At 41.0% G+C, this 20,311-nt stretch carries 16 protein-coding genes; 11 read left to right on the top strand and 5 right to left on the bottom strand.

Annotation, left to right across the window (positions count from 1 at the left end):
* Positions 1 to 17 precede the first annotated feature (17 nt).
* Positions 18 to 4,373 carry a hybrid sensor histidine kinase/response regulator transcription factor gene (locus DWW10_RS22500; protein ID WP_022391428.1) on the bottom strand — a complete coding sequence of 1,452 codons (4,356 nt, stop codon included), beginning with the start codon at positions 4,371 to 4,373 and terminating at the stop codon, positions 18 to 20.
* 162 nt (positions 4,374 to 4,535) lie between these two features.
* Between DWW10_RS22500 and DWW10_RS22495 the strand changes: the two genes are divergently transcribed.
* Genes DWW10_RS22495 through DWW10_RS22480 form a run of 4 tightly spaced genes read left to right on the top strand, consistent with a single transcriptional unit; the run spans position 4,536 to position 7,589 of the window.
* Positions 4,536 to 5,495 (top strand): SPFH domain-containing protein, encoded by a 960-nt coding sequence (locus DWW10_RS22495; RefSeq protein ID WP_022391427.1) that lies wholly within the window; start codon positions 4,536 to 4,538, stop codon positions 5,493 to 5,495.
* A 10-nt stretch (positions 5,496 to 5,505) separates the two neighbouring features.
* Complete coding sequence (locus DWW10_RS22490) at positions 5,506 to 6,846, top strand: alpha/beta hydrolase (protein WP_022391426.1); 1,341 nt, start codon at positions 5,506 to 5,508, stop codon at positions 6,844 to 6,846.
* A gap of 41 nt (positions 6,847 to 6,887) precedes the next feature.
* The gene (locus DWW10_RS22485) at positions 6,888 to 7,088 is read left to right on the top strand and encodes a type II toxin-antitoxin system antitoxin (RefSeq protein WP_007666806.1); all 201 of its coding nucleotides are present in this window, start codon (positions 6,888 to 6,890) and stop codon (positions 7,086 to 7,088) included.
* 18 nt (positions 7,089 to 7,106) lie between these two features.
* Positions 7,107 to 7,589, top strand: a complete 483-nt coding sequence (locus DWW10_RS22480; RefSeq protein ID WP_022391425.1) for a hypothetical protein — start codon at positions 7,107 to 7,109, stop codon at positions 7,587 to 7,589.
* A 435-nt stretch (positions 7,590 to 8,024) separates the two neighbouring features.
* On the opposite strand, the gene DWW10_RS22475 is transcribed toward DWW10_RS22480, so the two are convergent.
* Complete coding sequence (locus DWW10_RS22475) at positions 8,025 to 8,639, bottom strand: response regulator transcription factor (protein WP_022391424.1); 615 nt, start codon at positions 8,637 to 8,639, stop codon at positions 8,025 to 8,027.
* Positions 8,629 to 9,333, bottom strand: a complete 705-nt coding sequence (locus DWW10_RS22470; RefSeq protein WP_022391423.1) for a hemerythrin domain-containing protein — start codon at positions 9,331 to 9,333, stop codon at positions 8,629 to 8,631. The genes DWW10_RS22475 and DWW10_RS22470 overlap by 11 nt, the downstream gene beginning before the upstream one ends.
* A 167-nt stretch (positions 9,334 to 9,500) precedes the next feature.
* Here DWW10_RS22470 and DWW10_RS22465 point away from each other — a divergent pair, with 167 nt between their 5' ends.
* The 6 genes from DWW10_RS22465 to DWW10_RS22440 all read left to right on the top strand — a co-directional run bounded on the left by DWW10_RS22465 (position 9,501) and on the right by DWW10_RS22440 (position 16,724).
* Positions 9,501 to 9,863, top strand: a complete 363-nt coding sequence (locus tag DWW10_RS22465) for a BlaI/MecI/CopY family transcriptional regulator (RefSeq protein WP_007666798.1) — start codon at positions 9,501 to 9,503, stop codon at positions 9,861 to 9,863.
* A gap of 21 nt (positions 9,864 to 9,884) precedes the next feature.
* On the top strand, positions 9,885 to 11,729 hold the full coding sequence (locus DWW10_RS22460; RefSeq protein ID WP_022391422.1) for a TlpA family protein disulfide reductase: 1,845 nt from the start codon (positions 9,885 to 9,887) through the stop codon (positions 11,727 to 11,729).
* Between the two features lie 13 nt (positions 11,730 to 11,742).
* Positions 11,743 to 13,905, top strand: coding sequence for a M56 family metallopeptidase (locus DWW10_RS22455; protein WP_118421151.1), 2,163 nt, complete (start codon positions 11,743 to 11,745; stop codon positions 13,903 to 13,905).
* A 35-nt stretch (positions 13,906 to 13,940) separates the two neighbouring features.
* On the top strand, positions 13,941 to 15,242 hold the full coding sequence (locus tag DWW10_RS22450) for a 6-bladed beta-propeller (RefSeq protein ID WP_118421174.1): 1,302 nt from the start codon (positions 13,941 to 13,943) through the stop codon (positions 15,240 to 15,242).
* A 17-nt stretch (positions 15,243 to 15,259) separates the two neighbouring features.
* Positions 15,260 to 16,027 carry a TlpA family protein disulfide reductase gene (locus DWW10_RS22445; protein ID WP_022392172.1) on the top strand — a complete coding sequence of 256 codons (768 nt, stop codon included), beginning with the start codon at positions 15,260 to 15,262 and terminating at the stop codon, positions 16,025 to 16,027.
* A gap of 91 nt (positions 16,028 to 16,118) precedes the next feature.
* The gene (locus DWW10_RS22440) at positions 16,119 to 16,724 is read left to right on the top strand and encodes a TonB-dependent receptor plug domain-containing protein (RefSeq protein WP_022392173.1); all 606 of its coding nucleotides are present in this window, start codon (positions 16,119 to 16,121) and stop codon (positions 16,722 to 16,724) included.
* Positions 16,725 to 16,740: 16 nt separating this feature from the next.
* On the opposite strand, the gene DWW10_RS22435 is transcribed toward DWW10_RS22440, so the two are convergent.
* Positions 16,741 to 17,916 (bottom strand): peroxiredoxin family protein, encoded by a 1,176-nt coding sequence (locus DWW10_RS22435; protein ID WP_022392174.1) that lies wholly within the window; start codon positions 17,914 to 17,916, stop codon positions 16,741 to 16,743.
* 142 nt (positions 17,917 to 18,058) lie between these two features.
* Here DWW10_RS22435 and DWW10_RS22430 point away from each other — a divergent pair, with 142 nt between their 5' ends.
* Positions 18,059 to 19,306: a carcinine hydrolase/isopenicillin-N N-acyltransferase family protein gene (locus DWW10_RS22430; RefSeq protein ID WP_118421150.1), complete on the top strand. Its 1,248-nt coding sequence runs from the start codon at positions 18,059 to 18,061 to the stop codon at positions 19,304 to 19,306.
* A gap of 3 nt (positions 19,307 to 19,309) precedes the next feature.
* Here the strand turns inward: DWW10_RS22430 and miaA are convergent, their stop codons facing one another.
* Entirely contained in the window at positions 19,310 to 20,206 is an 897-nt protein-coding gene (gene miaA / locus DWW10_RS22425; protein WP_118421149.1) for a tRNA (adenosine(37)-N6)-dimethylallyltransferase MiaA, read from the bottom strand.
* Between the last annotated feature and the right edge of the window lie 105 nt (positions 20,207 to 20,311).

Genomic DNA, 20,311 nt, shown 5'->3' with positions numbered 1-20,311 from the left:
TATTTACTAACCACTAATCATTTTTTCCCTTCTTTGTATTCCGAAGGTGTCATCCCCACCTGCTTCTTGAAGCATTTGCTGAAATACTTGGGATCGTTGAATCCCGTCATATATGCTACTTGTGAGAAGTTGTATTCTCCGCTATCTATTAACTGTACGGCACGTTTGATTCGGATTTCCCGTATGAAGTCCACTGGTGACAGGCCGATGATAGATTTCAACTTTTGATAAAAGACGGTACGTCCCATATTCAGTTTCTGTGCAAACTCTTCGATGGTCAGGTCGGAATTATCCATTTCTTTTTCCATAACTTCCATTACCTGCTGCATGAATTGTTCATCGAATGGAGTGATCTGTGGCTGTGATGGGGATATGTCAATAGACGTTGCAGAGGGACTTTCCTGTTTTTCAGACCATTGTTTCCAGAGAATATCCTGTAACCGCTTACGTTGGTGTAGCAACGATTTGATACGTGCTTTCAGATAAGTAGCACTGAAAGGCTTGGTGATATAATCGTCGATACCCTGTTCCAATCCGGAGATGCGGTCATCCAATGATGATTTGGCGGATAAAAGGATGGTGGGGATATGACAAATCTCCCGATTCTCTTTAATGTTCTTCACCATATCCAGACCATCCATTACAGGCATCATAATGTCGCTGATGATAAGATCAGGAACATGCTCTTGTGCACGTTCTAAACCTTCTTGACCGTTAGTTGCCTCAATGACTTTGTAGTTTTCCGAAAGAATAGTATGCAAGAAGCTCCGAAGTTCCGTATTGTCTTCCACGATCAGAATGGAAATCGGATCAACTTTGTCGGTATCCATAGGCATGTTCTGGGATACCTCGTCTATTTTATTGTCGGTTTCTGTAGAAGCTCCGTCATTCAGAATGAATTCAGTGTTTTCATGAGTTTCATATATTTTCTGTCCCATTGGCAGGGTGACAATAAATTCACTACCCACTTCGGGCTGGCTCTTTACTTCAATACTACCACAATGTAACTCTATTAATTCTTTTACGAGTGACAAGCCGATGCCGGAGGAAGGTTGTAATATATTGTATTTCACTAAAGTCTCAAAGCGTTGGAAAAGCGTTTGTTGCTTCTTAGGGTCAATACCGATTCCCTCGTCAGCTACGGATACAATCAGCTTGTCTCCCTCCACATTGGCATGAACAGTAATAGACTTGTTGGCAGGCGTATATTTGAAAGCGTTGGACAACAGGTTGAAAATTATCTTCTCGAATTTATCCTGATCAATCCAGGCGGATATTATCTCCTGGTTTGTCTGTAATTGATAGTTTATATTCTTTTCTTCAGCAATAAGACGGAAATTATCCATTACCTTTTCCAGCAAGACAACCACATTGGTCTTTTCCAACAGTACTTTCATCTTCTTATTCTCTATTTTACGGAAATCCAGAATCTGGTTTACCAAGTGGAGCATACGTTCCGTATTTTTGTGTACCAATGTCAGGTGTTTACGTGCATTGGCCGATAGAGTCGTTTCATGTTCTAATACTTCGGTTACCGGACTGGCTATCAGTGTTAGCGGGGTGCGTAACTCGTGGGATATGTCAGTGAAGAAACGTAGTTTGATGTTTGCCAGTTGTTGTTCCAGGTTGATCCGGTGGCGTAGACGGTATATATAGAGAATGATATAAACGATCGTTGCAGTCGATGCTATGAATAAAATGGCATAAAGTATCCATGCCCAATAGGTCTCCCAGAATGTAGGGAGCACTATAATGGGAAGAACACGAGTACCGTTTTCCATCCATACCCCATCGCTGTTGGTGGATCGTATCTGCAGTTCATAACCTCCGGGAGGAAGGTTGATATAACTGGCAGACCGACTATTGTCTACTTCATTCCAGTTTTCTTCCAGACCTTTCAGACGATAAGCGTAACTGATGGATTGCGGATCGATGTAATCCAGCGCAGCAAACTGGAAGGTTACATTTCGTTCGGAAGGTTTCAGCTTCAATTCTTTCAGGTCATCAATATCCAGATCCTGGGAAGTTCCTTGTATCTTGAGTCCGGTGAATACGATAGGAGGAACATAGCTACTTTTTTGAAGTTGCTCAGGGAATATTCTCAGAATGCCGATATCTGTTCCCAGTAATAACTGGTGATGTTGGTTCTGCACCGGAGCGGCTTCGGTGAAGTATAGATCCTGTTGCAGGTATTTCTTGTCGTAATGTTCAAAGGTCTCTTTTTCCGGATGAAAACATGCCAGTGCATTTTCTGCTATTATCCAGAGATTCCCTTTATTATCTTCTATCATAGATTCCACAAGGTCTGAAGGAAGACCGTTTTGGGTAGTGTATGTTTTGAATTCTATTTGGTCGCTTAGCAGATTTTCGGATAATATTTTATTGAGACCTCCGGTAAATGATAGGACGTAGGTATCTTTCCGACTGTCGGTATAAATGTAGATGACATCGTTGCTGCAAAGGCTGGATACTTTATCAGGGATACGTATATTCCGGTAGAATTCAATTTGTTCCGGTTGTGTGAATTCACTGGAGAAGGTGAGTAAACCCTCCGTTGTTCCCACCAATAGTACTTGGTTTGCTTCAGTGATGTACCGTACTTTGGCAAAGCGATCTTTCGAATATCCCGTTAATTTATTGCCGCTATGCAGAAAGCGTATTTCTCCTTCCTGCGTTTCTTCAATCAGATTCAATCCGCCACCGTAACATCCTACCCAAATACGGTTTTTACTATCCTGAAAGATGGTATAAATACTGTTGTAGCTTAAACTGTACGGATCATCCTTTTGACGGGTGAACTGGCGTATTTTGAAACGGTCGTTCCCAGTTCTTTCCAGACGGAAAAGTCCGTCCTGTTTGCTACCCATCCAAATGATACCTTCTTTGTCTTCCATGAAACAATAAATATTCTTGGAAAACGACACAGGATTAGGACTGATAGTTCCTTCCGGAGTCAGATAGCCCTTCAGGCTACCGTCCGTCCGATATATCCTGACAGAGCCTTTTTTGGTAGATGTCCAGAGATTCTTTTCCCTATCTATAAGAAAAGCACGGGTCTCGAAGCCGGTGTCAATGGATTGCAGGTGGCAGGCGTGCGGGAAGAAAGATATTTTGGTAACATCCCAGGTATTGCAGAACCATAGGTTGCCCTGGCGGTCCAGGAAGTAGTTTAGAATGTTGGGACTATACTTCGAATTTAGATTGTCGTAATCTGTATAATAGGGTTTCAACTGGCGGTTTCTCCGGTCGTAGTAACAGAAACCACCCTGATGGGGAACCATCCACAAAGTTCCCTGTGAATCTTCGAAAATGAAATCACGGTTTACACGTTCGGCATTTGGTAGATCCTCCTTGGGAGTAATGTAGTGTTGCTTATCTTCTGTAACCAGGTTGTACCTTACTACTCCTGGGGTATCGGCAAACATCCATAATTCTCCGTGATGATCTTTGAATACGGATAATACTTTGGGAGAAGGTTTGGTTGAAGTACGAGGATCGATAAGTCTGTATTTGCCTTCTCCGGCAAAAAAGATATATAAACCTTCATCTGTACAAAGTCCAATGCTATCTTTGCCGAGATTCTGCATGGAATTAATGGTATTAGAAGAGAGGAAAGGTGCTTCATTAAACTGTAATTGCTGTGTCTGGGGGTTATATATCACCAATTGATTGTCATCGGATATCAGATATATCTTACCATTATTTTCTTTAATGCTCTTGAATGGTATATCCGATTCAATTTTCTTTTTGCCGATGATGGATATTCCTTTATCAGTCAGGATCCACTCATCTCCTTCACTGTCCTGATGTACAGTGATAATGTGACTCCCTTTCAGATTCTTTTGTTCCGGACTGTAAAGAGTGATACCTTCTCCTGCTTTACAACTCAGTTCGTCGATTCGGAATGCTTCCTGTTCGCACAGAATCCAGCTGATACCCTTTGGTAGAGCATAAATGGTACGTACGGCATACGTTTGTTTGCTCTGGTTTTCGTAAGGACGCAGAACATCTATGAACTTCTCGCTACGTGTGTCGAACAGATAAACGCGGAGATCATAAGTCTGACACCAGATGTCACAAGTCTGAGTCTGAGTGATGGAAGACAGGCGGTTGCTCGTCAGGTTGGAGCCGTCTCCCGGAAATGCTTTGTAATTTTTGAAAGTATACCCGTCGAATTTATTCAGACCATTCCAGGTTGAGAACCAGATAAGCCCTTTTGAATCTTGTACGATGTTCGTTACCGTTCGCTGTGCTAATCCATTGTAAGCAGAGAAATGTTGTATCTGGCACACTGGTTGGGCAGCAGCTTTACAGGTAATGAAGAGTATAAATAGCAGTAAATAAATAGTTTGTGATAGGATGTACTTTCTCATTGTATGACTGATTGAGTTTTCTTATGCAAATATACAACAAAAACGACTCTCTTCCTTAATATTCTTTAATTCCCCGGAAAATCTTCTCAGATTGCTTGTTTATATGCTTAATATTTCGATATATTTGTGATATCAAAATGATATCAATTAAATCTATAAAGTATGGAAGCAAAAGAATTGAATTTTAATGGATTTAAGATGAACGGTTTCTTAGGATTATTCATTCATCTTATCGTGTTGCCGGCACTTATTTTCTTCGGCTTTACCACATGTGTTCCGACAGCGGTTGTAGCTGGTATCCTTTGCATTGTCTGGTGCATCATGTTTGCCGGTTATATGCAATTGGAACCGAATGAAGCCCGGGCCATGGTGTTCTTTGGTAAATACAAAGGGACATTTAAAGAAACAGGCTTTTTCTGGGTTAATCCATTCTTGGATAAGAAGAAGCTCTCTCTTCGTGCACGAAATCTGGATGTGGAACCTATTAAGGTGAACGACAAAATTGGTAATCCTATTCTGATTGGCTTGGTACTGGTATGGAAACTCAAAGATACCTATAAGGCTATGTTTGAAATTGATTCACAGACCATGGCATCCTCTGCACATACCGTAACAGGCAATGCGAATCAAATTAGTATAGGTAATGCAGTTGCCAGCCGTATGAATGCCTTTGAGAACTTTGTAAAGATACAAAGTGATGCTGCTTTACGTCAGGTGGCCGGGCAATATGCTTACGATGATAACGAAGCGGATACTGAAGAGTTGACACTTCGTTCCGGCGGTGAAGAAATAAATGAGCAATTGGAACAGAAACTCAATGAACGCCTTGCTATGGCAGGTATGGAAGTGGTGGAAGCACGTATCAACTATCTGGCTTATGCACCTGAAATAGCTGCGGTGATGCTTCGCCGTCAGCAGGCTTCAGCTATTATCACTGCCCGCGAGAAAATAGTGGAAGGTGCTGTTTCCATGGTAAAAATGGCTTTGCATAAACTTTCCGAAGAGGAGATTGTTGAATTGGACGAGGAAAAAAAGGCGGCTATGGTCAGTAACCTATTGGTAGTGCTTTGTGCGGATGAGGCTGCACAACCAATTGTAAACGCAGGTACATTAAATCATTAATTCGAATAGTATGAATTTCTCTTTTTTATATAAGTGGGCATTAGTGCTCGGCTTATTGCTGGGACATGTAGTAGCGGTTTTTGCTCAGGATGCAAATATAAATCGTGCAGAGCATGTATATGAATTGTTTGTAGAAAATCAGGCTGATAGCATCCATGCTCTCCTGAACAAGAATTTGCAGGAAAAATTATCTCCGGAAGTTTTTAGGGATATGTTCAAGCAGTCGGAAAAGCAGTTCGGGAAACTTCAGTCCAAAGGCGAATGGCGGAAAGAAAGCGCTGAGGGGATTACGCTCTATCATCGTGATTTGAAGTTTGAGCGTTACGACCTTCGTTTCCTGTTGTCTTTCGATGCTGATGGTGGGATGAATACGATTCGTCTAATGCCTGTGCCTGCTGCTTCTACAGCAAAGCCAGTGGTTTATAATAAAGAGAAGATGCTGGAACGGGATATAACGGTTGGAGCGGATGGCTTTAATCTACCCGGAACAATGACATTGCCTGTAGGGAAGAAAAAGGTTCCTGTGGTAATTCTCGTACATGGTTCCGGTCCGCAAGATCGTGATGAGACTGTTGGACCGAATAAACCTTTTCGTGATTTAGCCTGGGGACTGGCGGAACGCGGCATTGCAACGATCCGTTATGATAAACGTACGAAGGTCTATGGTGCCGCTTGTGTACCGGAAGGTCGTGAAATTGATTATGATACAGAAAGTGTGGATGATGCTATAGCCATTGTTGCTTGGGCGAAGACGTTGCCGGAGGTTGATGCTGACAGTATTTATGTGTTAGGCCATAGTTTGGGTGCAACACTTGCCCCTCGTATTGCAGAACGGGCCGACGGATTGACTGGAATTATTCTTGTTGCTGCTTTGGCCCGTCCGTTTGAAGATGCAATTGTTGAGCAGATGACTTATATTTCTTCTTTGACAGATTCTTCTGCCCGTGTCAAAGAGCAGATAGCTGAAATAAAAAAGCAGGCGGATAATATAAAGAAGTTGGGTACGCCGGATTTTGATGATAAACTTCCTTTGCTGTTGAATGTTCCTCGTCCCTATTGGGAATTTGCTAATGCTTATAAACCTGTAGAGGTGGCATCTAAATTGACTTTACCTATGCTGATCTTACAAGGTGAGCGTGATTATCAGGTTACTATGCAGGATTTTGGCTTATGGCGTTTTGGACTTCTGCGTAATAAGAATGCTTTCTTTAAATCTTATCCTAAACTCAATCATATGTTGCAGGAAGGTAGTGGCAAGGCTACTCCATTTGAATATAACCAGGCGTCACCTGTAGTGGAATATGTTATGGACGATATTGTATCATTCATCCATAACGGAAGTCTGTTATGATACAAAGTCAATAGTAAATTGTTTAATCGTAAAATAGAATCGTGGCTAAAAAAGAAACTTCAACCAAAAGCTTTGTCTTGCGTGTAGATGCAGCGACTATGGATGCTATTGAAAAATGGGCAGCCGATGAGTTTCGCAGCACTAACGGACAGCTTCAGTGGATTATTGCTGAGGCTTTGCGGAAGAGTGGGCGGATGAAGAAAACTAAAAATATTCCTCCGCCTGAAGAACCGGAATCGTAATTTATAATTCATATTTCTATGTTAAATCTTGGTCCTTATTCAACAAAAGAGTTTCCTAATATCCGTGTATATCCTACCGTAATAGACCGTATACTGGAAGGTGTTGCAGTTTTATTAGCTGTTGCTGCCTGGGGGTGTGCTATATGGGTGTATACACATGCAGAAGATAAGATTGTGGCAAACTTTTCTCTGTTTGCTGCCGGATTAGGTACTTTCTGTCTTCTTTTGGTAGGTTTCTCTGCGTATCTCCCTATCCGTTGGATACGTTTTCCGGTACGTATTACGGAACGTAATGTGGCAGTGCAGTATCTTATGGCAGTTCGCATTGCCCGGATATTAAATGTTTGTTTAACTTTGCTGTTTCTTACTCTTGTCTTTAGTAAAGTTGAGGTGGAATATGGTATTCCACAAGGCCTGTGTAATATAATAACAGGTGCTGTCGGTGGTTTGCTGATATTGGTGCTTATTGTGTATTATATTTTGGCGTTTAAGTATAAATAGGGATGTTTGCAGGTCTATATACCTAATTATGACTACTGCCTTCTTTCATTATACCTTGTTTTAGGGATTGCAGCATCTTCGCAAATGCCCTACTTTTGCATCATCAGATTTAATGAATTAGTTAGTCATAATTACGTAACCACTTTTATTAAGGAAAAAAGGTTCCCGTCTTCCCCGATGTGATATCGTGAAAGAGCGGGGATTTTTTCATTTAATGCCCTGTTGACAAGAAGTTAAGAGTTTGTCAGCAGGAAGTTAACTCCTTGTTGACAAACTCTTAACTTCTTGTAATCCTGAGAAAGTAGCCTTAATATTCTAGTTTTTCGTCTATCTTCAGTATGTTTTCATCTTTGCGTTATTGATCAACGCAAACTGATAAAAACAAAGTTGGACAAAAGTAAAAGGGGGAAGATTATATCTTAAGCAAGACAATTTTTATAAGTTATCCTTAATATCCTGCAATTCCACCAACTTATTCACAATGGCGTAAATAGTCAAACCTGCCGGAGAATGTATTTGCAGTTTACGGGCGATATTCCGGCGGTGAGTGATAACCGTATGGATAGAAAGATAAAGTTGGTCGGCAATGGCTTTGTTGGTCATGCCTTTCACAACACAGGTAATGATTTCTTTTTCTCGTTGGCTGAGTGTTTCCTGTTCACTCTCTTTTTCTTCTTCTTCGTCAGTGCACAGCAGTTGGTTGATTTTAGTGGCAATGGTGTCCGGATCATCACATATCGAGAGATGGTCATCGTATTCTTTTAATGAATTACTGTCGATCACGGAACATACAAGGGCCAGATATTTAGTTTCCACCTTCCCATTTTCTGCCTTGAATGCAGGAAGATCAAACCAACCACCAAAAGTAGGGTTGACAATCAGTATATCGGGTGTATGCAAGTGTATGTAACTTTGCAAAGACTCTGGGGAAGAAACCTCTATAGGTACTACATTCAGATTAGGCAGGCGCTTCAATACTGTCGTAAGTCCGCTTCGGATAATGACAGAAGTTTCAGCGACTGCTATCTTTACAGAAACATTATTGTTCATTTTTCAATCTCCTTTCCAGTTGGGCTACAGCAGGAACAAACATATAGTCTTCTACCTGACAGTGTGAAGCAAGGTCATGTTCGCAGTTGAAGATGTCAAAAAGAACAGCATTAAGTTTGTTGTTGTTCTCTTTTTCCGGATAATATTTAATGATGATATTTTTCAGTTCGGTCAGTTTGGACTCAATCTGATTGTGTTTGCTGGCAAAAGTTGCTATATCATAGTTTTCAGCAAGTTTGCCTTCAAGCAGCTTTTCGACATAGGTGAACACGGCCTCGTTTTCATATTCCATGTGGCGACGTACCTCTTTGGCATATTCATCGAAAAATTTAAGAATGAGATAGGCAATATTGTCCGTACCCGAACAATCAATAGATTCGATCAGTTTACGACGGATAACAGGTAATTTAAAATCGAGGAAATAAGTGTGCGCCCGCTTCAGATAATCCATAAGTGCTGAGATGGAAAATACATTTTCATCTCCACTATAGCTATATTGTTCTTCGCTGATAAAATTGGCTACTGCGAGAAAGGTGCGGTAGTCTACGCCTTGTGCTTCACAAACGTCCTTTACGTTCTTATCTCCAAAACCCAGAGAGAGGCCAAAACGGCTCATAACCATTAATAAGGAGTAGTTATCACAGATAAGGTCGCTCATTTTGTCTGTGGCGCGATACTTATGCGGTTCATTCATTGCAGATTATCCTTTCTTTCTTTGTTAATTCGTGCGCAAAGTAACGGCTTTTTTGTGAAAATTACAATCGCTATTTGTAGGTATTTTAGTGTTTAGTCTTATTTAACGAGGAAAATTAGTTTATAAACTAAATATTTTAGTTCTTTGCGAAAAACAAATGAAGAGTTATGAAAGGATTGACTGCAAAAGAAGAAGAAATCATGGGATTTTTCTGGGAGAAAGGTCCGTTGTTTGTGAAGGAGATGCTGGCTTTTTATGAAGAGCCCAAGCCGCACTTCAATACTTTGTCTACAATTGTAAGAGGTCTGGAAGATAAAGGTTTTCTGGCGCATAAGACTTACGGTAACACGTACCAGTATTATGCTGTGCTGAACAAGGAGGATTTCAGCAAAGGAACACTGAAGAAAGTAATCAGTAAATATTTCAATAATTCGTATCTTAGCGCAGTATCTTCATTGGTAAAAGAGGAAGATATCTCACTGGAAGATTTGAAGCAGCTGATTGCAGAAGTGGAGAGAGGGAAGATATAGTAATTTTAAATATCGAAGATTATGAAAAACATTGCTATAACTTGTTTAGTGTTGGTAGCTGTTTGTGCAGGCTTGCAGGCGAAGAAGGTGGGGAAAGCTCCTTATTTCATGGCAACGAGTACCAACCAAATAGAATTCCAAAAAGTGACATTAGGGAAAGATACGACATGGATAGAGGCTAAAATATATTCCAGACCGGGTGAAGGAATAAGAATAGACTCGACTGCCGTTGTACAGGTGGGGGAGAAAATGTATGCTTATCTGGGTGGCGATGGATTTTCGAAAGAGTTTTGGACAAATCTTCCGGCTTCGGGTGAGTTGGCTGTGACTTTAAAGTTTGAACCGATTCCTATGGATGCGGAAAGTCTCGACTTTTATGAAATGCCTGCAAAGAAGAGTGAAGGATGGAATATTTATGGAGTGCGTCTGGATGGTAAGAAGCCGGAAATCGGAATACCTGAGAAATTGTTGAATCAGCAATTGGATTATTCTCAGCCTTTGCCTGACCCTGATTTGAAAAATGGAAAGACGGTGATTCGCGGACAGATATTAGGTTATAATCCGGCATATGGAACTACTCTGAATTTCAATTGCAGTGACTGGTTCTTTTTTGATGTATTTGGTCAATCCCTTCCGATAGCTGAGGATGGAAGCTTTTATTATGAAACAAACTTGATGATACCGGGTGATGCTACATTGCGTGTGGGGCGGAAGAGGTTTGAGATATTTTTGGTACCGGGTGGTGAGCTTGAAATAACATTTAATTTACAGGAAATTTACTGGTCAGAAAGCCGTTTGTTCGGGAAGAAAGATAGAAGACCACTGGTCTGGTTCGAGGGTACGTATGCCGGTCTGAATACTGAACTGACAAAGTATGCCGGACTGACGAGTATTTACAGTGCGGATAATTTTTATGAGAATATTTGCGGTGTCACTCCTGCCCAATATAAAAAGTATGTGACGAAGATTTACGAAAAAAATCGTGATGAAATACTAAAGAATAAGTTGCTGAGTGGTGTTGCACGCACATACATGATAAATAATCTGGAAATGTCGTATTTCTTTGCTATCAAGGGGTATAAGGGTACAATCAGTTATGCCCCGATGATCAGTGGAAAAAAAGGAGTGAAGCGTGCGGATATGACGGTAGGTGAGAACTATTATGATGATATTCTGAAATTGGATTTTATTCATTCTCCTTATATACGATATGGCGGTTATCCTGATTTTGTCCGTGCTGCAACCGAAGATTTCAAAGGTCAGTTTGAACCGCAACCTGTCTGGGAGGATATCTTACGGGCGAGACCTTTAGGATCTACTCTTGCCCGCCTGAAACCATTGTCGGAGAAACAGATGCTGACGTTGGATAGTATATCCGAACCGGAAATCAAGAAAGCTTTGACTATTAGGAATCAGAAGGTGGCGGATTTACTTGCAGAAAGTGCAAAGAAAACTGGTTACACGGTCTGCCAGCTTGATACGGCAGTTACAGCGGACAGTTTGTTAGCAGTTATCACTCGTCCTTATCGTGGTAAAGTGGTTCTGATAGATATGTGGAATACTTGGTGTGGTCCTTGTATGCGAGCTATGAATAGTTTGAAACCAGTTAAAGAAGAACTGAAAGATGTAGTATATGTCTATGTAGCGGATGAAAGTTCACCCGAAGGAAAGTGGAAAATCACAATACCCGATATTCACGGAATTCATTACCGGATAACGAATGAACAGAGTGCTGCATTAGGCAAATTATATGAGTATCCGGGAATACCTACATACTTTGTGATAGATCGGGAAGGGAAACTTTCATATAAAGTTACAGGTTTCCCCGGTGCGGAAAAGATGAGAGAAGAATTGATAAAATTATAAATAGTACATCCATATGGGAATTTTCTTTGTCTATATACTGAAGTCGTCGGTTTGTCTGGTGGTATTTTATTTATTCTACCGATTATTGCTGAGTCGCGAAACGTTTCATCGTTTCAACCGGGTGGCGCTACTGAGTATTCTGTTGTTATCGTGCCTGTTGCCATTGGTAGAGGTAACCGTAGAGGAACAGACAGAAGTTCATCAGACCATGATGACTTTAGAACAGTGGTTGATGCTGGCGGATATGATGAACACGGCTGATGTTACGGATTTACAGGCAGAGGAAGTGACGGTGACCTGGATACAGGTTGCATTGTTGGTGTACCTGGCAGGTATTTTACTCTTTGCTCTACGCAACGGATATTCGTTGTTGAAATTAGGCGGGTTGCTAAAATCTGGTAGGAAAGAGAACTTAAGTGAATATATCGATGAGGGAGAGAAAGTGACCCTGATAGTCCACGACCGTGATATCGCTCCGTTCAGTTGGATGAAATATATCGTTATTTCTGAAAAAGATCTGGATGAGAATGGTCGGGAGATACTTATTCATGAATTGGCTCATATTCAGAATCGGCATTCATGGGACTTGTTGGTGGCGGATATCTGTATCTTCTTCCAGTGGTTCAATCCGGCTTCATGGTTACTGAAACAGGAGTTGCAGAATATCCATGAGTATGAGGCTGATGAAACGGTTATTGAGAAAGGCGTTGACGCGAAACAATATCAACTATTATTAATCAAAAAAGCTGTCGGCACAAGGCTCTACTCTATGGCCAACAGCTTTAATCACAGTAAACTTAAAAAACGTATCACTATGATGTTAAAAGAAAAATCGAATCCGTGGGCAAAATTGAAGTATTTGTATATACTTCCGGTAGCAGCTATTGCAGTAACAGCTTTTGCCCGTCCTGAAATCTCAGAAACTGCAGAAGAGATTTCTGCCGTCAAAGTTAATGATTTAACAGCAATTGTGGAAGCAAAAGCCACAAAAAGTACGGAAGAGGTAGTACAAGTAGCTACAGCTCTGAAAGATACAGCTAAACCAGTAGAGGTGAAGTATATTCCCGTGGAAGTGACTGAAAAGTTACAAGGCACTCCTTTCTACGAGGTGGTGGAGCAAATGCCGGAATACCCGGGTGGCATAGCTGCTTCGGTGGAGTACATTCAGAAGAATATGCGTTATCCTGAAGCTGCAGAAAAGAATGGTACACAGGGGCGTGTTACGGTGCAATTCATTATCGATAAGGAAGGAAATGTGACAAATCCGAAAGTGCTTCGTTCTGTAGATAAAGACTTGGATGCTGAAGCTATTCGATTAGTGGGAGCGATGCCGAAGTGGAAGCCAGGTATGCAGAAAGGAAAGGCGGTAGCAGTGAAATATACATTGCCGGTGGTATTCAAACTGGAAGGTGGTGAGATAACAAGTTCTCAGTTGGTAACAGAGAGAGTTGCCGGAACCGTTAGTGGAGAGGCTGTACCTTTGTACATTGTGGATGGGAAAGAAGTTCCTTCATCTATAATGGGAGCGTTGAGACCGGAAAGTATAGAGAGTATGACTGTTCTAAAGGATAAATCGGTCACGGAACTGTATGGAGAAAAGGGAAAGAATGGTGTGATTCTGATTACTTTGAGAGATAAAGAATATCCTATCGTTATAGGAAGCAAAAATACGAACTCAACTTCTACTACTTTACGAGTGAAAGGGACAAGTAAATCATCTACTCTTCCCGGGGTACAGGATGTATATGTAAATCGTAAGAAGGCGGATTTGGGAGATGCGATTATCTATGTGGATGGCGTGGAAATTGAATCAAAGGAAGTTGATTTGGGTAGTGTAGTACCAGCTGACAGAATTGAGAGTATAAGTGTAGAGAAAGATTCAAATAGTGGTAAGGGCAAGATTTATATCACTACCAAAGACAAAAAAGGTGCTGAGAAAACTTCATCCAAAGGTGATATGAAGGTTGAGGGCTTTGTACAGGATAAAGACGGTGAGCCTATTGTGGGGGCATCTGTATTGATAGAAGGAACGCATACAGGGAGTATAACCGATGTGGATGGTCGCTTTGTCTTATCGGCTTCAAAGGGTGATAAACTGATTGTTTCTTATATTAATATGGCGACTGCCAAAGTAAAGGCTGAACCGAAAGTGATAGTTACTTTGAAAGATGAATAAAGTATATATGGTGTAACACTATGATCCGGTGGATAATGAAGTATATACCTTTATTACTGATATGTGTCTTATTGGGATGTAGTTCCAATAAGAAGCAACAAGCGCCAGTTGCCGGAGTTCCGGTTATCAATCTCTCAGAGAATGTGATAAAGGTATCTTCATTGCCATTAAGTGAAGCAGTTGCAGGAATAGAAGTTGTTCAGTTGGAAGCAACTGATAAATCTTATATCGGTGAGATACATAGAGCCCAAGTTACAGAACATGATATATGGATAAAGCCGGAGAAAGGATTTTATATTTATCGCTTTTCACGTTCGGGTAATTACTTGAATTGGGTAGGGAAAATAGGACAGGGGCCGGGAGAATATGCTTCATGTGCTGATTTCTTTATAGATGAAATGCAGAAAGAAGTCTATATAGTGTCTTCCGAAAAAGGCATTTTGGTGTATGATTTTGAAGGAAACTTCAAAAGGATGGCAACTTATTTGAGAGAGAGCGATATATTTATGAGTGCTGAGACACAGCATCTGCTGTTTAATAAGTGCTTCTTTATATCACAGAATATGAACTTTTATAATCCAACGGCGATTGCAGATTCTTTATGGTCTTTCGCATGGGTAGATAATGCTTTCAATAAAAAGAAAATATTTAAGAATCCGGTTCATATAGGCAAGGAAAAACAAATTATTGAGAATAAAGCTTCGATGGATAAGATGGTTAATTATTGGACTGAAAGTGTAACTAACATTGATACATACAGTGATCAATTAACTCTTAAATATCCTGATACAGATACCATTTATCAATATAGTTTTGATACGGAAATGCTTGTGCCTCAATATTCCGTTTTTACGAAAGAGGAGAAAGGTGATTATGAAGTCACTCATAAATGGTTTAAAGAAAGGGAAGCATTCAACTATTTTACTATTACTTCTTACTATCCAAGTAGAGAATTTATCTATTTGGTAGGTAATAAAGGAGATAAAATATATACCTACTGCTATAATAAGCAGGATGGAACTGTGAGAGTTGAAGAACGGCAAGGTGAAATAACCGAACGTAAAGTACCTTGGTTCAATATTCCTTATCGTCGCATGGAACGGCCTTTTGTTCTGAACAATGATTTGTGTGGTGGTGATTTCACTGTAGAACATCGTTCTCTTGGCCGATATTGGGTCGATGTATTAGAACCTGATAATGCAAATAATTGGATAGATATTAATTTGGTAAAAACATCTTTAGTCAAAGATGAAGATAAGAAACAAGAATTTATCAAGGTTTTAGAAAGTATAAATGAGGATAGTAATCCGATATTACTGATTGCGACATTGAAATAAAATTAAATACTACTATTATGACACGAAATTCTCTCTTTTTGTTTTTCTTTATGATGTTTGTTTGGGCGGGGCTCTGCTCTGCCCAGACTACTGGTGACAAGTTTGTTCTCATTGACGGATGCTTTTTCAATGGTATGCCACCGGGAATTCGGAATGATGAAGGAGCTCAAATGATTATGTTGACAGATGAAAAAGGACATACAGCATTGGAGATACGCCTGAATAAGGGAAAAAAATTACCGGATTATGCGATGAAATACCGGGTTCCGGTAGAAAAAGTACCCGGAGGGGAGGAGTTATTGATGATCTCACGTTCCGGGACACAAAAACCGATGGCGGTTGCCGGAAGTAATACGATTACTCTTGATAAATGGGTAGGTAAGCCATTTCCGGATTTTGAAGTAAAGGATACGGCAGGACGAGTATGGACAAAAGCGGATATTCTCGGAAAGCCTTTCGTGCTGAATTATTGGCATACGGGTTGCCGACCTTGTATCAAAGAGATGCCGGATTTGAATGAATGGATGAAGATCTGCCCGAATGTGACTTATTTTTCTACGACTTGGAATACGCCGGAACAAATAAAGAAGATTGTGGAGAACCGTCCTTTCCTTTTTACACATATTGCCGATGAATTATTTTTCTTCAATCTGTTTAAAGTACAGGTTACACCGACTACAGTGTTGGTAGATAAGAAAGGTATTATCCGCTATTGGGAAGAAGGTACAAGCGAGAGTAAACGAGCATATCTGCTTGATAGGTTAAAGGAATTATCTGCTGAATAAATACTTTGTTTCTTATTTTTTTGTTTAAATCATTACTTTTAAGTATTTTTGTTTGAGACGGTTTAGATTCTATCACTTAAAAGATAATGCTATGAGACAAAGAAAACAAATTCACCAGGGATATAGCTTCTTTTGGGGAGTATTTCTATTATTAGTAATGTCTGCCGCTATATCTATTCATGCTGAAGCCCCTTTCATGGAGGAGCTTGTAATTTTCAAAGATACTTTGAAGAATGACACACTTGTGACACAGTCTCCGAAGAAAGATGGTACATTGGTTATCAGAGACCGCATTCCTATTCCATCCAATGAGCCTTTATACATTGTAAATGGGATAGAGCTTCCTTATGAAATCTTTGCGGCATTGAATCCTATGCACATTGAAAGTATTGATATTTTGAAAGATGCTTCGGCTACTGCTATTTATGGTACGCGTGGAATAAATGGAGTCATAGTTCTGAAACTGAAAACTCCACAGCAAGTGAAGGAAGAAAAAACGATTAAGCAGATTGATGAGTTGCTGAAACCGAGAGGTGTTGACAGGCGAAATGCACGTTATTATATTGATGGCAAAGAAGTTCCGGCCAGCACTGCGTACCAAACGAACATCGAACAAATGGAAGTGAAAACCGGTGCAGACGGAACTTTGGAAATCTATATTAAACCAATGATTTTCATAAGGGGAGAATATGAATAAGAAATTATCCGCCTTTTTATTTACCCATCTCCTTTTCTAATAATTCTTTGAGGGGCTGATAGATGCCGCTATATCCCCTCAGAAGAGTTTTTCCTTCGGGTGAGATAACCATCAGGATAGGAACTCCGTTGAAGTAATAATCATCGGCAATAAAGCTATTTCCCTTTTGATTTGTATATACAGTGGCCCAGGGTGGATAAAACAGTGAAGCAACTTCTGAGTCTTGAGAGAGAGTTTCTGGTTGCTTATCGCCAGTGAATCCTAAGATTTCAAAACCTTTATCGTGGTATTCTTCGTAGAGTTTCAATAAGCGCGGATGTACCCAGGTAGTTCCAGGACATCCATATCCCCAATGATAAATAAGTAAATATTTACCACGGTAGTCCGACAAAGAAACACGGGCACTATCAGAAGTGATTACGGTAAACTCGCTTGGGGTGTTTCCCGGTTCTATATTTTTCATGACCTTGAGCAACTGTTCCAGTTTTCTTCCGATAGTCGATGATTTAATTTCGGGAGTAAAACGAGTGAATCTTTCTGCAGCTTCCGAATAGGAGACTCTGTTTACGGCTTGCAGATATTCCCAAGCGGCATATTCACTGTCATCTGCCGTATTGCGGAATTCTTTCAGAGCTTCACTTAGTTCGCTGGAACGGCATTGACTGTATGCTTGGTTATAATACATCATAGAGTCGGGATTGGCCTGTGGGGTGCCTCGCAGGTTTGCAAAATAGTATAGTTTGCGGTATATTTTGTTTTGTTCCACTGTTATACTATCTTCCAGGGTTAGGATGCGTTGTAGACGCGGATCATCATACATTCCGCCCTCCTTGTGCATGGCAGGAAAGAACTCTACATTCCCCTTTACTTTCAGATGATCGCCCGGACGGGCATAGAATACAAAGCCACGATTGCAATATCTTAAAGGTTCCGTTTGGGAAGGATGGTAGGTTATGATGTAAAGCTTTGTCTCATCCGTCTGTTTGCAGAAAGAAAATTTTCCTTCTTTTGTTGCTATGAAAGTATCACGGTCGCCTTCTTTCCAGTCCGGCAGCAGATGGTGGGTAAGAATAAGTGTGTCCCCGATTTGTATTCCCTGCGTTGTACCATCTATTCGGAAGTTAGGTGCCGTAGTGCAAGAACTGACTGTGAGAATGAATATAAATATTGCCAGTGGAATAAGTGGTTTCATAGTACTGTACTTTTTAGTTGCGTTCAAAAGTAATTAATCCTATTGAGATATTCAACCGGAACTAAATAATTCTGATCTTTTTGAATACTTCTTTAGTAGAAAATCTTATTTTTGTATCAACTTCCCAAATATCTGATGACTTATGTTGAAACAAATATCCTTATTAATCTTATGTGCGGTAGCAATCGTTTTGTTCGCTACTCCTGTGCAAGCCTGCACTTCTGCTGTTGTATCGGGTAAAGTGACCCCTGACGGTCGTCCCCTGCTTTGGAAAAACCGTGATACAGACTTTATGCGAAATCATGTTGACTATGTGAAAGGCGAGAAGTATGACTTTATTGCTGTAGTGAATAGTGCCAATGCATATCTGAAAGAGGCATGGATGGGAACTAACTCTGCAGGATTTGCTTTGATGAATACACAATCGTATAACCTGGTGGATATAAAAGGTGATGAAGAACGGGGAGCAGCCAATGGGCGTGTTATTTATCGTGCACTTGAAGTTTGTGCTACGGTAGCGGACTTCTGCCATTTTCTGGATACTATTTCCAAACCTAGCGATATCGAAGCTAATTTCGGTGTGATCGATGCACAAGGCGGTGCAGCTATGTTTGAAGTAGATTATTATAAATATGTGATGTATGATGCCAATAACCCGAAGGATGCTCCTTATGGTTATATTGCTCGTACTAACTTCTCTTTTGCAGGTAAGGTGAACGAGGGGGCCGGCTATGTGCGCTATATGGAAGCAGACCAGGTGCTGATGAAAGCTTCGGCCACAGGTAGCATTACCCCACAGTTTATTTTCAATGATTTATCCCGTTCGTTCCGTAATCGTATGCTGGATATTGATTTGCGTAGCGGAGCGTATAATCGTCCTCAGGCATCGGGTTGGTTTGTAGATCAGGATTTCATTCCGCGTAGCAGTACATCGTGTTCGGTAGTGGTCCAAGGTGTGAAACCGGGCGAGAAAGCCGAACTGACTACCATGTGGACACTGTTAGGTTATCCTCCTACCGGTATAGCTGTTCCGTTGTGGGTGAAAGATGCCGGTAAACTTCTTCCCGGAATGGTACGTTTCGGCAAAGAACATGAGGCAGCTCAGCTCAGTGATTGGTCACTTCTTTTGGCAGACAGAGTTTTCAGCTATAAGCAGGGAATGGGTACCGGACGTTATCTGAATTGGGAGAGATTGTATAGCCCTGAGAAAGGTGACGGTTATATGACAGCAATTACTGCGGTAGAAGATGAAGTATTCCGTACGACGAAGTCATTGCTGGAAGAGTGGCACCAAAAAGGAAGCCTCGATATCCAAGCAATACCGAAGTTGTATGACGAACTGGAATCATCCATCAGAATGATTTATCAGAGTTTACTGGAATCAGAATAGAACTTACATTACCGAACGGAGGTACGCCAGTATCTCCGTTTCTTGTTCCGGATGGAACCAACGGATTTCTTCATCTCTCTTGAACCATGTCATTTGCTTGCGCGAATAGATGCGGGAGTTCTGTTGGATTTTCTCTATAGCGAAAGGCAAGGTCCATTCTCCGTCCAGATATTTGAACATCTCTTTATAACCTACCGTGTTCAATGAATTAAGTGCCCGATAAGGATATACCTTTCTGGCTTCTTCTTCCAAGCCATCCTCTATCATAATCTTTACCCGTCGGTTAATGCGGTCGTAAAGTTCTTCCCGATCGCGCGTCAATCCTATTTTGATGATGCGGAAAGGGCGCTCTTTCTTTTGTTGGGTGCGGAATGAGGTGTAGGTCTTCCCTGTCATATAGCATATCTCCAGTGCATGGATTACGCGCTTAGGATTCTTCAGGTCTACTATTTTGTAGTATTCCGGATCGAGTAACTTTAGCTCTGCACACAATCTCTCCAGACCTTCCGTTTCATACTTATGCAGCATCACTTGGCGTGTTTCAGCATCTACGGTCGGAATATCGTCAATGCCTTTGCAAACGGCATCCACATACATCATAGAGCCACCGGTAAGCAATACTGCATCCTGTTCGGTAAATAAGGTTTCCAGAAGTTTCAGTACCTCCGTTTCATATTGAGCGGCACTGTAATAATCGGTGAGTTGCAAGGTTCCTACAAGGTAATGTTTCACGCGTTGCAGTTGCTCGGGGGTAGGGGCTGCTGTTCCTATTCTCAAGTCGGCATAGAGTTGCCGGGAGTCTGCGGAAACAATGCAAGTTTGGTAATGCTCTGCCAGCCGCAGGCTGAGTTCGGTCTTTCCGACTCCGGTCGGTCCAATAAGCACTATCAGGGTTTTCATAAGGAAATGGTATTTAGAGAATAATTTCCCATCCGCAGATAACGCGGATAACGCAGATCTCTTCTAGGCTTAAGTCTTTCAAATCTGTGTTATCCGCGTTATCTG

The organism is Bacteroides intestinalis (genome assembly GCF_003464595.1).
In the GTDB taxonomy this organism is placed as follows: Bacteria; Bacteroidota; Bacteroidia; order Bacteroidales; family Bacteroidaceae; genus Bacteroides; species Bacteroides intestinalis_A.
Note: the sequence above shows the minus strand (reverse complement) of the source record. Positions and strands in the feature narration are given on the sequence as shown.

Excerpts from the sequence above, each read along its gene's own strand:
- DWW10_RS22490 (WP_022391426.1), top strand. The coding sequence starts at position 5,506 with ATGAATTTCTCTTTTTTATATAAGTGGGCATTAGTGCTCGGCTTATTG.
- DWW10_RS22435 (WP_022392174.1), bottom strand. The coding sequence starts at position 17,916 with ATGAAACCACTTATTCCACTGGCAATATTTATATTCATTCTCACAGTC.
- DWW10_RS22470 (WP_022391423.1), bottom strand. The coding sequence starts at position 9,333 with ATGAATGAACCGCATAAGTATCGCGCCACAGACAAAATGAGCGACCTT.
- DWW10_RS22500 (WP_022391428.1), bottom strand. The coding sequence starts at position 4,373 with ATGAGAAAGTACATCCTATCACAAACTATTTATTTACTGCTATTTATA.
- miaA (WP_118421149.1), bottom strand. The coding sequence starts at position 20,206 with ATGAAAACCCTGATAGTGCTTATTGGACCGACCGGAGTCGGAAAGACC.
- DWW10_RS22495 (WP_022391427.1), top strand. The coding sequence starts at position 4,536 with ATGGAAGCAAAAGAATTGAATTTTAATGGATTTAAGATGAACGGTTTC.
- DWW10_RS22440 (WP_022392173.1), top strand. The coding sequence starts at position 16,119 with ATGAGACAAAGAAAACAAATTCACCAGGGATATAGCTTCTTTTGGGGA.
- DWW10_RS22455 (WP_118421151.1), top strand. The coding sequence starts at position 11,743 with ATGGGAATTTTCTTTGTCTATATACTGAAGTCGTCGGTTTGTCTGGTG.
- DWW10_RS22475 (WP_022391424.1), bottom strand. The coding sequence starts at position 8,639 with ATGAACAATAATGTTTCTGTAAAGATAGCAGTCGCTGAAACTTCTGTC.
- DWW10_RS22480 (WP_022391425.1), top strand. The coding sequence starts at position 7,107 with ATGTTAAATCTTGGTCCTTATTCAACAAAAGAGTTTCCTAATATCCGT.
- DWW10_RS22450 (WP_118421174.1), top strand. The coding sequence starts at position 13,941 with ATGAAGTATATACCTTTATTACTGATATGTGTCTTATTGGGATGTAGT.
- DWW10_RS22445 (WP_022392172.1), top strand. The coding sequence starts at position 15,260 with ATGACACGAAATTCTCTCTTTTTGTTTTTCTTTATGATGTTTGTTTGG.
- DWW10_RS22465 (WP_007666798.1), top strand. The coding sequence starts at position 9,501 with ATGAAAGGATTGACTGCAAAAGAAGAAGAAATCATGGGATTTTTCTGG.
- DWW10_RS22430 (WP_118421150.1), top strand. The coding sequence starts at position 18,059 with ATGTTGAAACAAATATCCTTATTAATCTTATGTGCGGTAGCAATCGTT.
- DWW10_RS22460 (WP_022391422.1), top strand. The coding sequence starts at position 9,885 with ATGAAAAACATTGCTATAACTTGTTTAGTGTTGGTAGCTGTTTGTGCA.